This window comes from Acinetobacter larvae (assembly GCF_001704115.1).
GTDB classification, from domain to species: Bacteria; Pseudomonadota; Gammaproteobacteria; order Pseudomonadales; family Moraxellaceae; genus Acinetobacter; species Acinetobacter larvae.
This window is the reverse complement of sequence record NZ_CP016895.1, coordinates 1,631,118-1,646,384: the sequence shown is the minus strand read 5'-3', so window position 1 is coordinate 1,646,384 and position 15,267 is coordinate 1,631,118. Positions and strand designations below refer to the sequence as shown.

The window sequence follows — 15,267 nt, the reverse complement described above, 5'->3', positions numbered from 1 at the left end:
ATTAGATCTCTTGAATATTAGATTTCTTGAGGTTGAATCGGCAAATACATGCGGATACACGTTCCTAATTGCTGCCGTCCAGCACTGGCTTGAATATGTCCCTGATGCGCAGCCACTATTGCTTTTACAATGGTCAACCCTAAGCCTGTACCCGCATGCCCTCGGTCACCGCGTTGCATACTGTAAAACATATCAAAAATTTGTGTTCTTTCTGCTGCTGGAATTCCGACACCTTGATCTTCAATCATGATCTCAATCTGTTCAGCATCAATTTGTTGCACTTGTACATAAACTGCTGTATGCAAGGGTGAGAACTTAGCGGCATTTTCCAGAACATTAAAAATAGCTTGTTCAATTAGCGCTGCATGCACATAAATTGGTATCGGCGCTGTTGCAAAGTGCAAATCATAAGAAAATTCTGGTAAATAACGCTGTAAACGGCGTAATGCAGACCCAATCAGCTCATCTACACCAATCCAATCCCGTTGTAGGCTGAGTCCCTGATGCCCCAAACGCGTCATATCTAACAAATTTTGAATATAACGGTCTAAACGCTCTCCCTCTAAATGTATGGTATCTAGCAAGCTTTCTTGGTCTAATGCACTGACATCTTGGTGATAATAACGTAAAGTTTCTGCTGCCCCAATAATCGCAGCCAACGGTGAACGCAAATCATGCGATACCGAACTGAGCAATGCCGATCTTAATTTTTCTGTTTCAGAGCTCAGCTCAGCATTGGCCAATTGTTGACTCAATTGAATGCGCCAAATGGCTTGCGCAATACTATCGAACATTGCTTCGGACAATTGTTTTTGGCTGCTACTCAAATGGTGTTGCCCAGCATAGTCTAGCCCAATTAGCCCCACACATTGTTTTGCTGCCCATAAAGGCATAAAACGCCACGGACTATCTTGTAGAGTTTGGGTAAAACGACCACTCGCCTGTTGCTGCTGTAAACTCCATTGTGCGGAAATCTGCGCTTTCTCACTAAGCTCAGCAGCGATTAATTGCTGCCCATCCGTGAGTTTTAACCAGCATTTGGCTTGTAAATGGTGATGTATAAATTGCTGCGCCAACATGGCAACATCACTAAGATTGACCGCACTCGACAGCTTTTGCCCCAAATCTCGCATAATACTGTGATAGCGATTCGCCTGTTTTAATGCCAATACCTGTTGCCGCAGCGCGGCTGCCAATCGACCCGCGATCAGCGCTGCAGCCAAAAATGCCAATACGGTAATGATGCCTTGATGTGCCGAAATCTGTAAGGTAAAACGCGGGCTAATATAGAAAAAATTATAGGCAAAGAAAAAAACCAACGCTGAGCACACTGCAGCCAACATACGCGTTCTTGATGCCACAAACACGACGGCGGTAATAAAAATAACCGAAAGTTCTTGTATACCTAACCAGCGCTCGCCAAGACTTGCCAATATAATGCTAAGCCCCGTGATTGCCGCAATTAACCCAAGTTCACGATAACTCAATGCCGCGATCGACTCTATCGCATGCCACTTCGTCGTGGGATCACGCTGAATCGCCAGTACACACACATCATAAATCGGCTGCAACTGTAATAAACGCTGTATAGGCTGACGCCGCCAAAACCATTGCCGACGATCCTGCGGTAATAACAAAGTAGAAACAGCTTGTTGTAAGGCATAGGCATGTAAGGCTTGTATATGTTGCCGTCCAAACAAAATTTCTGTTTCAGCTCCTAACTGCCGTGCCAAATGTAAAGCAGCATCAATTTCATGTTGCTGTTTTGAACGACTACTTCGCATACTGCCTGCCGGTTGTGCAAAACACACTATACCGTCCATTTGGCTGTATACTTTTCCGCTACGCGACAACTGGCACGAACGATTGTTGCAGATTGCCCACGCCCATCAATTACAGCCAGTACATGGGTCTGCAATGCCAGCGCAGCCTGAGCTGTTAAGGCAGAGCTTTCACGTAAATCATTGTCGACATATTGTGCCACGGTTTGAATGGCCAATTCCCGCAATGCATTGAGATTGGATGGGCTAAAAAAACCATGCAAAGCCGATTGAATATGTTCTGGCACATAGACTTTTCCCTGTTCTAAGCGCTCTAATAGCTCATTGACGGGTAAATCGATCAAACGGATATCGCGGATATGCTGCAAGATCAGGTCAGGCACGGTTTCCTGCACCCGTATATGGGTGATTTGCAGCACAACATCACCTAAACTTTCAAGATGCTGGATATTCATGGCACTGAGTACATCAATCCCGGCATCTAATAGCTCTTGTACATCCTGCCAACGTTTGCTATGGCGACTTCCTGCGGCATTATGGTGTGCGAGTTCATCAACGATCACCACCTTAGGCTGCCGTGCCAAAATGGCGTCCAGATCCATTTCCTCCCAAATACGCCCCTGAGCTTGCCACTGACTACGCGGTATCATGGGCAAGCCCTGTAAAAGTTGCTCCGTTTCGACACGACCATGGGTTTCAATATAGCCAATCACCACATCTTGCTGCTGTGCCAATAACGCATGCGCACGCACCAACATGGCATAACTTTTTCCAACACCTGGTGCTGCACCTAAAAATAAGGTTAAGCGACCAGACTGTTGTCGATGTAGCTGCTCCAGTAAAAGATCAGCCTTCGCTTGACGATACTGCGCCATGTTTTTCCCTGCACTGTGGTTCTGACTTTATGGCTTTACCTTACACTGCGACTATTTGCTGTATAACACAACATCTTTCATTCATTTTTCATTCATCTCAAGCGATGTGGTCTAAGCCTATGCTATGGTTTTACTTGCACCAAGCCTTGTCATCAATGCGCATACGATGGATGCTGGGCAGCATAAGCATCTAAGGCAAGATTTAACTGCAATACATTGACCCGCGCTTGTCCCAGCAAACCCCAAGTCGGCGCTTCAATATGCTCAACCAGCAAAACCTCTAATGCCGCTTGAGGAATATGCCGTGCCGTCGCAATGCCTTTCAATTGTAAGCGCGCTGCCGCCACACTGATATGCGGATCAATACCGCTGGCAGATGTAGTGATTAAATCTGCTGGAATGTCAGTGGCCGGACGCTGTGTCTGTTGCATCCAAAGCTGTTGTCGAGTGCTCAATTGAGTCGTTAAATTGACATCGCTTTGGGCAAGATTACTGCCCGACATTGTCATTACATTGTAATTCGATGCGGATGGTCGCCCCTGAAAATAGTGCGGGCTTTGTATATCTTGCCCAACCCAATATGAACCACGCACATGCTGTTGTTGTATGATCAGACTGCCATTGGCGGCATTGGGAAAAAGCAACTGCGCCATTCCCGTTGCAACCATGCTATAGAGTAGACCACAGCCCAATAGCGCAATTAAGGTCAATGCTAATGCTGCGCGGCAGTACGCTAAGATGCGACGCATGCTATGCTGCATCGCATCGTATTGAAGTATTTTCATTGCTGGATCTCTCAAAAAAATAAGCTCAGGAACAGATCAATGGCTTTAATTCCGACAAAGGACAAAATCACGCCACCCACACCATAAATCAACATATTACGTGCTAATAACTGACTGGCACTGTCTGAATGAAAGACCACACCACGCAATGCCAATGGAATAAGTGCGGGAATAATCAGTGCATTGAAGACTAAGGCAGACACAATTGCGCTTTCGGGACTATGCAATTGCATCACATTGAACTGTTGCATACTGGGTAATGCCACGGCGAAAATCGCAGGTAAAATGGCAAAATATTTCGCCACATCATTGGCTAATGAAAAAGTCGTTAATGCACCACGCGTCAACAATTGCTGTTTTCCAATCGCCACCACAGCCAACAACTTGGTGGGATCAGAATCGAGATCGACCATATTGCCTGCCTCTTTGGCTGCTTGTGTACCGCTGTTCATCGCCAGTCCAATATCTGCTTGGGCTAAAGCCGGCGCGTCATTGCTGCCATCGCCAACCATAGCAACCAAGTGACCTGCTGCTTGATGCTGACGTATACAATGGAGTTTATCTTCTGGTCGTGCTTCAGCAATATAATCATCTACACCAGCTTCTGCAGCGATTGCCGCTGCTGTGAGCGGATTATCGCCTGTCACCATAATCGTTTTGATGCCCATATGACTTAACTGGGCAAATTTATCTCGGATGTCTGGCTTGATTACATCGGATAGCGCGACAACGCCAAGAATATCGTGGTTTTCTGCCACCACCAGCGGTGTTGCACCACGGCTTGCTACTTGTTCTACCCGGGTTTTAAGCTCAATTTGCTGCCCAATAGACTGTTGACTAAAAGCCAAGATGGCATCTAATGCTCCTTTACGAAACTGTTGTCCATCCTCAAGATCAACACCAGAAATACGTGTCGCGGCACTAAAAGCAATAAATCTGGCTTGAGCAGGTACACAAAGCTCAAGCCCCAGCTGCTTGGCCAAACTCACGATTGACTTGCCTTCGGGAGTGGGATCTGCCAATGAACTCAGCATCGCCGCCATGGCCAAGCGACTTTGTGTCACGCCAGTTAAGGGATAGAAATCTGTCGCTTGGCGATCACCAAAAGTAATGGTGCCGGTTTTATCCAGTAATAACACATCGACATCGCCTGCAACCTCAACTGCTTTGCCAGATTTGGCAATAATATTGGCAGCCAATGCCCGGTTCATTCCCGCAATGCCAATCGCGGGTAATAAACCCGCAATGGTGGTCGGAATCAAACATACCAACAGCGCAATTAACAATAATGGATCAATATTAAATCCTAGGAACTGAGCAAAAACTGGCAAAGTCAGCACCACGATGATAAAAGTCAAGGTCATCACGCCAAGCAACCAGCCTAAGGCCATTTCATTGGGGGTTTTTTGTCGTTGTGCACCTTCGACCATGGCAATCATTCGGTCTAAAAAACTATGTCCAGCATCTGCGGTAACTTGTACCCAGATACAATCGGTCAATACTTGGGTCCCAGCGATTACCCCTGAACGATCGGTTGCCGCCTCACGCAATACTGGCGCTGATTCCCCGGTAATGGCCGCTTCATTAATAGTGGCAAAACCCTGAATGATTTCACCATCTGCGGCAATATATTCACCTGCACGTACTTCAATTAAGTCATTGATTTTAAGCTGTGTGGCTGCCAACATCACTGGATGAGTATCGCTGGGATGGGTGACTTTACGCGCACTCAGCTTTTGTCGCGCCTGTTTTAAGGCTGCTGCCTGCCCATGTCCTTTGGCTTCAGCAATGGCTTCTGCATAATTGGCAAACAAAATAGTCAATAATAAAATCAAACTAATACTCAGCCCCCAATACAGTGGACTCGCCCCGATTGCCGTGACGAGCATTGCCATAACCGTCGCTAACCAAACAACTGCCATGACTTTATTTTTAAAGGCGTGTTGCGGTAATAATTTCAGCACGGCACTGCGTAAAGCAGCTATTTGTAATAATCCTCCTAAACTCTTCATGATTTATATGCTCCCTTGCTGTTGTAACCACAACAAATGATCGGCAACAGGTCCCAACAACAAAGCGGGCATAAATTGCAATAAGGTTAATAACAACATGATGGCGATCATGGTTAGTGCAAAGATTGGCGTCTCGACCTGTAATTGCCCATCAGCATTGGGATTGCTTTTCTTATCTGCCAGACGTCGGTAAATGTCAAGGTAGTTGTCACCCTTTGTTGATTTTAAGCCGCTATTTTTAATCGCTCAGGATTAAGCATAACAACATCTTTTCTGTGCCAGTTTCTAATCTGCTTTGACCAGCGTTCTGGTTTTGCTTCTCGCGCTATACGATATACTTCAGACCGTTGCGCTAATAACCCAATATCCTCACCTTTATGCCGTTGTGATGGCGTAACATAACTAATACCACTATGACGATGTTCTTCGTTATACCAGTGAATAAAACCGTCAACCCAAACTCGGGCTTGATCTAAACTTTCAAAGCCTGACGATGGCCAATAAGGTACGTATTTCAAGGTCTTAAATAATGACTCAACATAGGCATTGTCATTACTCACCCGCGGTCTACTGTGTGAAGGCGAGATATTTAAATCCGTTAACTTCACCTGTAAAGTTTGAGATTTCATTGCAGCCCCATTATCTGCATGCAGTATTAATGGTTGGCGATAGCATTGCTCACGCAGTACCGTACGATGAACGAGTTCAGCCGCAAGCTCACCACTCTCAACTTCATGTACTTCAGCTCCAGTAATCTTGCGACTAAATATATCTTCAATCAGATACAAGTAATACCAACGACCACGGACCTTTGAGGGGAGCCAAGTAATATCCCAACTCCACACCTGACATGAGGTGTGGGCTTTGAAAGTTGTCGGTGGTTTTATGTTCCTTGGTTTGTGCTGTCGTCCTCGGTGATGAATCTCCCCATGGCGTCGAAGCACTCTATAAAATGTAGACTCACTGGCGATGTAAATGCCTTGATCTGCAAGCCTTGGAACAATTTGAGAAGGTGGAAGCTCAGCATATCGAGGCTGATGACAGATCTCTAATATCTGTTGTTCTTCTTCAATACTCAATCGGTTGACTGGTGTTGGGCGGATAACAGTCGTTCTACGATCTTCACTCGATTTCTGCCATCTACGCCAAGTCCGTAAACTTAAATTAACCTCTTTAAGGGCTATTTTTAAGCGCGCACCTGCTGTTACTGCTTCACCAATCCATAAAATAATTAGCTGGCGATGATCAATACTCGTTAATTGTCCTCGTCGACTTCCCCGTAATAATCGTTGAGCTTTTTTCGAAGAACCAGAATCGCTGCCGCCTCAGCTAGTGCTTTTTCTTTACGAATCAGTTCTCTTTTTAATTTTGCATTTTCACTTTTCACTTTTTTAAGCTCATTTTTACTGACTTTTTCAGGTATGTCTAAGAAATTACTTTTCCATTCGATGAGTTGAGAAGGATAAAGTCCTTTTTTACGACAGTATTCAGCAATTTCAGCTTCACTCATGGTTGCAGTTTCAACGATCACAGCAAATCGAGCCTCGACAGGCCATTGTTCAGTTGTAATATTCGTACCTGGCACAGGAATTCCTTTGGCTTTAGCTTGTTGTCGCCAATTATAAAGGGTTGATTCAGAAATACCTTCCATTTGAGCAACAGCTGCTACAGTCATATTGTAAGGTGGTAATAATTTAGCTAAGACACTCGTTTTTCGTTCAGATGAAATATGTTTCATTTGTCACTCCTTTACCCTCATAAATTTAGTTTCAGAGGGGGTGACAACTATCCTGACAGTGAGAGACGTGCTGCAATCCATAAAGGAATAATCAACGTCGGAAAGCGTCCGAGTAATAAAGCCAGACCACAACTCACATTCCACCAAATACTATTGTCGGCGAGCCCTTCTAAACCAGAGCCGTTATTGGCATAGGCAGCGCTATATTCATAGAGCACACGACTCAAATCATGAAAAGATGCTGTTGAACTTCCCTGTGATAAACCTCCCAAGGATAGTGGAAATGCCAATGTAATCGCGGTCAAACCCAAGACCACCGCAGGTTGTAGCACGATCAATATCGCCAGATATTTAATTTCTGTTGCCTCAAGTTTTCGTCCAAAAACTTCAGGTGTACGCCCAGTCATTAAGCCTGCAATAAACACTGCCAGCCATAGATAAACCAAGAATTGCATTACACCACTACCAATACCACCCCATATACAGTTGAGTAGCATGTTTAGCAGGGTCATAAGAATACTCAGCGGCGCAGCCGAGTCATGCATCATATTGACAGAGCCATTATTGACTTGTGTAGTGAACGCTGCCCACAGCGCTGAATCGGTCCAACCCAAACGTTGTTCTTTGCCTTCCATCAAACTGGCAATTTGCACACCATCTATGCCAAATTTAGCTTCGGTCAATAACAAAACCAATCCTGAGCTAATCGATAGCAACAACATACAGCCCAACATGAAATAGCTCAGTTTCATTCTGCGGGTAAAAAAGCCCACCATCCACAGCACGGCCATCGGAATTAAAATAATGGCAAACATTTCCATGGCATTGCTCAAAGGCGTGGGGTTTTCTAACGGCACGGCACTATTGCTGCCATACCAGCCACCACCATTACTGCCAAGTTGTTTAATGGCAACCAATGGCGCAACAGGACCTAAAGGTAATTTTTGCTGCTGTACTTCAGCGTGTGGGTCTAAGACCTGATAAACAGGACCTGCCGCCAATGTTGCCGGCACGCCTTGGCTATTGAGCAGCAGACTCCACAACAAGCACAAAGGTAATAAAAAACGAAAGCTGGGTCGGATCACATCCGCCCAGAAATTTCCCACCGTGAGCGACTGTTGCACAGTCTTACTGGGCTGCTGCATGCTCGATGTAGCGCTTAGCCGCGTATGCGCTGGGTCTTGTGGCATGTCCTGTTGCAGGGATGGCATGCTTTGCGGAAATAACGCTCTTAAGGTTGCCACCAACATCGCCAAGCCCATCATGGGCGTAATCACTTGTAAAGCCACAATCGCAGTCATCTGCGAAAAATAAGAAAGCTGTAGTTGTCCAGCATAATGTTGCTGATTGGTATTGGTCAGAAATGAAATCATGGTATGCAAGGCCAAATCCCATGACATATTGCCAATATGATCGGGATTAAATGGCAAAATAGCTTGATTCATTAAGATCAGCCAAACCAAGACACCCAACGCCACACAGCTAGAACCAAAGCAAGCAATATACTGAGATACCGTCATGCGCTGCTGTGGGTTAATCCCCAATAAGCGATAAATCGGTTGCTCCACAACATAAAATAGCCCATCAATAGGCATCTTTTCTGCACGCATAATCGCAGCTAGATATTTTCCCAGTGGATAAGCACAGAACATGGCCAGAGCCAGAAGAATAAGCATCATCCACATGTCTTATCTCCTAGCACGGCGTGGCAGCATGTTGCATCCAAGCTGCTGCGCAGATGTATCGTACTGACCATATCGTGGTATGACAGCCAGCCGCTGCCCAGACCATGGTACATTTCGCTTAAGCCAGCGCATAAGCCCCTCTCTGATTTCAATTCAACGTGTAATCAGTATCCTGAGAGCTTGCGTAAAATCGCTAGTTTACAAAGTTAGCTGTGGCGTAAAATCTGCGTAAATTTTTAGACAAAAAGCAGCAATGTGGCGCTAAAGGCTGCTGCGATCAGCAGCCTAGCTGGCATAAAACCCTGTCGAGCTGGCATAAAATCATGACCAGAATATGACGCTGAAAAAGTTATCCCAATATTTATCCGCAGTTTTTGTGGATTAATTTTGACGTGACTTGGTCACTTCAAGCTAAAAAGCAGTCTTTTGTTTAAATAAGCAACAAAGCGAGGCAAGGCGGCGTTGCCCGATTAAAATCGGCTAGCCACCGTACTGCGTCAGGCTGTTATTTGACATTGACCAATTGATAAATCGCATGTTTCATATCTTGTGCCTGTAAACCACGCATGCCGTGCTGTGCCAATACATCACCCGCCATGGCATGTAAGCTAACAATTTGATGTAACGCGATTTGTGTATGGAACTGTGCTTTTAAACCCGCAATCATGCCGGCCAATACATCACCCATTCCACCCGTGCCCATACCGGCATTACCTGCGCTACAGATCCACAATTGTTGTTCTAAGATCAGGCTTCCAGAACCTTTTAACACCCATTGCCCAGCGTATTTTTGTTGCAGTTGTTGGATGGCAAAAATACGATCAGACTCGATTGCTGCAATGGTGGTATTGAGTAAAGTTGCCGCCTCACCCACATGCGGTGTGGCATAGTGATTGGCATGTAACGACAAGGGCTGTTTGGCCAGAAACCATAATGCATCTGCATCATAGACCACATCTAAAGTAGATTGGCTTAAAGCCTTAAACCAGTTTTGAAAATGTTGCCCAGCCCACGCATCACGACCTAAGCCCATACCAAAACTCACTGCATCGGCACGTTGTATAAAAGCTTCGATCTCTGCTGCGGTAATGTGGTCTATATCGGCTAGCATCAAATTGGGGGCGCGACTTAAAATCGCACTATGATGTTTTGCATGACAAACGACCGTAACTTTTCCAGCGCCTGTTGCCGATGCCGCTTCTGCCGCCATCATCACTGCGCCGCCCATATTGGCATGCCCTCCCACAATCAGCACATGCCCATAATTGCCTTTATGTGCAAAAGCCTGACGCTGAGGAAGATAAATCTGTTGTGGGCTTAAGTAAGCGCGTGCTTTTAATGCTGGATCAGGTGGAATCAATGCCAATAGCTCAACCTGTCCGGTATATTCTTGAGCTTGTCCGGTATATAAGCCTGCTTTTAAGCCCAAAACGCTAAAACTATAATCGGCTTTAATGGCGCAAGCTAAAGCTTGTCCAGTATTGGCATCTAAGCCACTGGGAATATCAATCGCTATTTTTAGACCCGATCGTTGATTGATACGATGAATAATCTGTTGCCAAGACTGATCCAAATCTCTGTTTAAACCAATACCAAACAATGCATCAATATACACATCATATTCTTGCTGAAAATCAAAACCTGTGATGATCTTCAGCTGCGCAGCCTTGGCGGCTAAATAAGCCTGCTGCAAGGACAACGATGTCCCGCGTTGTGCCGCATAAATTTCTACCTCAAAACCTGCTTGGGTCAAATAAACTGCGGTGAGATAACCATCCCCTGCATTATTGCCCGAACCACAACAGATGGCGATTTTGGGTTTATGCTGTTGCTGTGCTGCAGATGGGCTCGTTTGGCGCAGTATGCTGATTAAACGCTGTGATAATGTCCATGCCACTTGTTGCATTAGTCCATAAGCACTATTTCCCTGTGCAAACCAACGTTGTTCCCAAGCTCGAATATCACGACTATGATAGATCGGCTGTTGCATATATCGATCCTTTTTTGCTGCTGTACGACTTTGTTTTGCTACGATCTGTTCGTCAAATTTAATATCGGTTTGCAGATTATTTTTAAAGATCCAATCGTGCATACGTCACGATTTGAATATCCCCATTTGAAGCATCCCCATGATGCATCCAGTTAAAAATCCACGCTCCATGTCAGCTGTGCAGTACGTGGTGAACCTAAAAATAAATAATCATCGCCTAAAAAACCACCCGCATCACGCCAATATTTTTGATTAAAGAGATTATCAATATTAAAACGAAGCTGATGGGCTAAACCATGGGCTTGAAATTGATATGCTGCTCCTAAATCAAAGACTGTATACCCAGAGACCTTGGCCGTCGCTGTTTTATTGGCAAATTTACTCGCGCTATACTGCATCCCCGCCAATAACCGTAAACCTTCGAACTGCGGCACTTGATAAGCGAGATGACTCGTAAAACGTACTTTGGGCATATTTTGACTTTGATGCCCGGTATATTCCGGACCAGATAGATCGGTCAAACGAGAACGTATCAAGGCAAGACTGGTCGCAATATCGAGATGATCGCTTAACTGCCCTTGCAAACCCAATTCTAAACCAAGATTATGCTGTTTTCCTTCAGCAACAAAAATGTTATCGGCATTGTTATATTGGTGATCTTGTTTTAAATCAAACAATGCCGCGGTCAATAATAAGTGATGCCATTGTTGTTTTAAGCCGAGCTCGTATTGCGTAGAATGTAACGGCGCTAAGGTTTCAAGTGCATTATCGCTATACCATGGTGCTTGAGCACCATCACTTAACCCTTTGGCATAAGAGAGATAGAAATGGGTGTTTTGCCAAGGTTGATACAGCACTGCCCCTTGTGGCAAAAAGCGATGCAAATCTGTGCTTCGACTTTTTTCTCCACCTGCCAAATAAGCACTTTCATTGAGGTGCAGTAATTTCCCCCCCAGTAGCACTGACCAAGCGGGATTAAAATCGATCTGATCCAATAAATTCAATGCCGTTTGTTGGCTTTTTAAGGAGGTATAATGTCGCCCCACCGATACATCATCTGCCGGTAGATACGTCACACTATCCTGCGCAATATTCCCTGTGCCGATGAGTGTATTTGCCCCTTCATATTGTGAATGACGTTTACGCGATGCAGACAGCTCCATATTTAAATGGTGTTGCCATGCAGCGGTAGCAAACGTACCTTTAAGCCCCGTTTTAAATTGGGTGCTTTGATAACGATCATCAGGACTCCGAAAATCATAAAGATCATAATTCCCATGCTGATCAAAACTATTCCCCAAACCCGTGCTTTGACAAATACTGCTATAACATCCCCATGGAAAAGCCGAATAATCATCTACCACCACACGGCTATAAGATGCCGCGAGATAACTTTCCCAATCATCATTGATTTGATGGCTGTACTTTAAACTGCTATTAAGGCTTCTATTGGTAATGGCATTACTCCAACTTTGATAACCCAGTAAGCGATCCCAACTGACATTTTGTGGCACTTGGCTGCCATCCAATAACTGATAACCTGGCACCGAGCGTTGTCGCTGACGTTGCGATTCAATATCAAACATTAAGGTCGACGCCGTGGAAATATTCCAATCGAAAGCAAGCGCTGCAAATGTACGTTTGCCGTTTGCATGATCGACATAAGGGTGCATTTCTTCTTGTGCGACATTGAGCCGATAACCAAACTGTTGTTCTTCGCCGAAAAACCCACCCAAATCTGTCGCAATACGATAACCACCGCGACTGTCACCCGATGCAGCAATGGAACGAATATCTTGCGGACGTTTCGTGACATAATTTACTACACCGCCTGGCGTAGACATGCCACTTTGCATGGCACTAATGCCTTTTAAAATCTCTACTTGTTGTTTATTTTCTAGGGCAACATTTTGCTCACCACGAAGTAAATGCCCATTCAATAAATAACTTGATCCTAAATTGAGTGCAAAACCGCGCATCATAAAGTTGCCATAATAACCAATCGGCGCATAGCCCTCACCAACAGCAGCATCGTTTTTAACCACATCGCTCAATGTTTTTGCCTGCTGATCGGCTAAGCGTTCTGCACTAATACGCTGAATTGATGCTGGAATTTCGGCAATATTCTGTTGGGCAAAACCCGACAACTGTACTGTGGTCTGATCATCGCTAGAATGGTTTGGCTCAGCTGTGAGCACAATGGTTTCAAGCTGTGAAAGATCCTGTGCTACCGCGGCATGTACGGTCATGTTATATAAACTAAAACTACCACAATAACCCAGTGCCCATAATGCGGTCGATAAACGAGAGAATGAATTGTTTTTCACAGTCCTTGCCTTAAAATCCCAAAATAATTTTACGCTAAATGCATTCGCAAATGAGTATTGACAATTTTGGTAAAGTGAACAAGTGTTTATGCAAAGATTTAGCAATATTTTTAATATCAGCCCTTCGCTTCATGCATTGCAATACCAGCAGTGCCCCTTATAAAAGTAATTTAACTTTTAAATCATTAATGCTAGAGTCGGCTATTACTCTTATTTACTTTAAATCATTGCGCAATTGAGATTTATATGGCGATTCAAAATAAACAAATTTTAGACTATCTATTTTTAGCAGAGATGTATCAGGATGGATATTATCCCAACCACTTAGTCGATCAAGTCAAAGAGATTCTACTCGGACTGTGTCTGCAAATAGAGCAACAACAGCCACAAAATTTAGCATCATTATATTCATTGACACATGCTGCAACTGAAAAAGTAAATGACTTGCAAGAAGCTTTTGACGCAGCAGACAGTGAAATTGAAACAGTGGCGCGCGACTGTATTGGGATGGATTTTTATTTTATTGCCAAAGCCTATGACTTTGCAGATGCCGATGTTGAGGAACTGATTGCACCACGCGATTGGTGAGCAAAATATAAGCGCAATATGCTGACAAAGCAAAATATCGTTCAAAGATCAATATCAATTGCTAACATTCAGCATAATGCACGTGACTGCTGCATATAATCATCAGGCTATCATTATTTTAGGCACTTCAGCTATATTGAAATACCACGCCTGTAGCATCGCAATGATGACTTCTAACATCAAATAAGCTGCTGAATAGATATATTTATGTTCACTGGGCTTTCTCATTCAGTGTACTGAGATCGCAATTCAGGCGCTTATTGTACTGGCAAGTGTAATCGACAAAAGGAAATAGATAATGTCAAATATTCCAGATATATTGCAAAACCTGAGACTCCCCGTTATTGCTTCCCCATTATTTATTATCAGTACGCCTAAATCGGTATTGGCACAATGTAAAGCAGGTATTGTTGGTGCGATGCCAGCCTTAAATGCCAGACCTGCAGAAAAATTGGAAGAATGGCTCAAAGAAATTACTGAAGGTATTGCAGAACATAATGCCTTACATCCCGATCGCCCAGCTGCACCCTTTGCAATCAATCAAATAGTACACCGTAGTAATAATCGCCTCGAACATGATATGGAACTGATCGTCAAATATAAGGTGCCTATTGTTATTACGTCGCTCGGTGCACGTACTGAAATTAATGATGCCACCCATAGTTATGGCGGGATTGTTTTACATGATGTGATTAATAATCGCTTTGCCCAAAAAGCAATTGAAAAAGGTGCAGATGGCTTAATTGCAGTCGCTGCCGGTGCGGGTGGTCATGCTGGTGTGAAAAGCCCCTTTGCCTTAATACAAGAAATCCGTGAATGGTTTGATGGACCATTGGCATTATCTGGTTCTATTGCCACTGGCAATGGTATTTTAGCAGCCCAAGCAATGGGCGCTGATTTTGCATATATAGGTTCAGCATTTATTGCAACCGATGAAGCCAATGCCAGCGCAGAATATAAACAAGCCATTGTCGAACATAACTCCGATGATATTGTCTATTCCAACTTATTTACCGGTGTGCATGGTAATTATTTAGCCCCGAGTATTCGTGCTGCTGGCTTAGATCCAGATCATTTACCTGAAGGTAATTTAAAAGACATGGACTTTAGTACCCCGAGTGATGATGGTACCCAACATAAAGTCAAAGCATGGCGTGATATTTGGGGTTGTGGTCAAGGTTTAAATGCCGTGAAGGCAACTACATCCGTTGCAGAATTGGTCGCGCGTTTGGAAAAAGAATATATTGCAGCACGTCAAAGCTTATTGGGCTAAAGGCGCAAGGTATTAGAGCAATGCTAGCTCTTATTATTGCTACGCAACCTGCATGGCATAGTCGGTAAAAAAATAGTATGGATGCGATAAATCACTGTAGCATGGACGCTACAAAGCAGATGAAGCTTGCTTTGCTGGCTAAATATCGCCACAAAGAAAATAATTGCAATAAAATAGTTGTTCTTAATAATTGTTCTTAATAAAAACAATAGC

7 protein-coding genes and 3 pseudogenes are annotated in these 15,267 nt (G+C 44.2%); 2 read left to right on the top strand and 8 right to left on the bottom strand.

What is annotated here, in order from left to right; all coding sequences use genetic code 11:
• Window positions 1-17: 17 nt before the first annotated feature.
• The 8 genes and pseudogenes from BFG52_RS07215 to BFG52_RS07180 all read right to left on the bottom strand — a co-directional run bounded on the left by BFG52_RS07215 (window position 18) and on the right by BFG52_RS07180 (window position 13,193).
• Window positions 18-2,656, bottom strand: a pseudogene (locus tag BFG52_RS07215) (ATP-binding protein).
• A 152-nt stretch (window positions 2,657-2,808) separates the two neighbouring features.
• Window positions 2,809-3,441 carry a potassium-transporting ATPase subunit KdpC gene (kdpC, locus tag BFG52_RS07210; protein WP_228703810.1) on the bottom strand — a complete coding sequence of 211 codons (633 nt, stop codon included), beginning with the start codon at window positions 3,439-3,441 and terminating at the stop codon, window positions 2,809-2,811.
• Between the two features lie 11 nt (window positions 3,442-3,452).
• Entirely contained in the window at window positions 3,453-5,453 is a 2,001-nt protein-coding gene (gene kdpB / locus BFG52_RS07205; RefSeq protein ID WP_067554064.1) for a potassium-transporting ATPase subunit KdpB, read from the bottom strand.
• Between the two features lie 3 nt (window positions 5,454-5,456).
• A pseudogene (locus BFG52_RS16585) lies at window positions 5,457-5,654 on the bottom strand (potassium-transporting ATPase subunit KdpA); the annotation flags it as partial.
• A gap of 23 nt (window positions 5,655-5,677) precedes the next feature.
• Window positions 5,678-7,191, bottom strand: a protein-coding gene (locus tag BFG52_RS16835) for an IS3 family transposase (RefSeq protein WP_099092610.1) whose coding sequence is annotated in 2 segments (ribosomal slippage) — window positions 5,678-6,747 and window positions 6,747-7,191 — 1,515 coding nt in all. Because the reading frame shifts where the segments join, the coding sequence is not laid out codon by codon here.
• A 59-nt stretch (window positions 7,192-7,250) separates the two neighbouring features.
• Window positions 7,251-8,876: pseudogene (locus BFG52_RS07190) on the bottom strand (potassium-transporting ATPase subunit KdpA); the annotation flags it as partial.
• 505 nt (window positions 8,877-9,381) lie between these two features.
• Window positions 9,382-10,866: a bifunctional ADP-dependent NAD(P)H-hydrate dehydratase/NAD(P)H-hydrate epimerase gene (locus BFG52_RS07185; protein WP_067559284.1), complete on the bottom strand. Its 1,485-nt coding sequence runs from the start codon at window positions 10,864-10,866 to the stop codon at window positions 9,382-9,384.
• Between the two features lie 152 nt (window positions 10,867-11,018).
• Window positions 11,019-13,193 (bottom strand): TonB-dependent receptor, encoded by a 2,175-nt coding sequence (locus BFG52_RS07180; RefSeq protein ID WP_067554058.1) that lies wholly within the window; start codon window positions 13,191-13,193, stop codon window positions 11,019-11,021.
• 246 nt (window positions 13,194-13,439) lie between these two features.
• Here BFG52_RS07180 and BFG52_RS07175 point away from each other — a divergent pair, with 246 nt between their 5' ends.
• Entirely contained in the window at window positions 13,440-13,781 is a 342-nt protein-coding gene (locus BFG52_RS07175) for a DUF5713 family protein (RefSeq protein ID WP_067554055.1), read from the top strand.
• A 298-nt stretch (window positions 13,782-14,079) separates the two neighbouring features.
• A complete protein-coding gene (locus BFG52_RS07170; protein ID WP_067554052.1) occupies window positions 14,080-15,054 on the top strand; it encodes an NAD(P)H-dependent flavin oxidoreductase in 975 nt (324 codons plus the stop codon).
• The last annotated feature ends 213 nt before the right edge of the window (window positions 15,055-15,267 follow it).

Excerpts from the sequence above, each read along its gene's own strand:
- kdpC (WP_228703810.1), bottom strand. The coding sequence starts at position 3,441 with ATGAAAATACTTCAATACGATGCGATGCAGCATAGCATGCGTCGCATC.
- kdpB (WP_067554064.1), bottom strand. The coding sequence starts at position 5,453 with ATGAAGAGTTTAGGAGGATTATTACAAATAGCTGCTTTACGCAGTGCC.
- BFG52_RS07185 (WP_067559284.1), bottom strand. The coding sequence starts at position 10,866 with ATGCAACAGCCGATCTATCATAGTCGTGATATTCGAGCTTGGGAACAA.
- BFG52_RS07175 (WP_067554055.1), top strand. The coding sequence starts at position 13,440 with ATGGCGATTCAAAATAAACAAATTTTAGACTATCTATTTTTAGCAGAG.
- BFG52_RS07170 (WP_067554052.1), top strand. The coding sequence starts at position 14,080 with ATGTCAAATATTCCAGATATATTGCAAAACCTGAGACTCCCCGTTATT.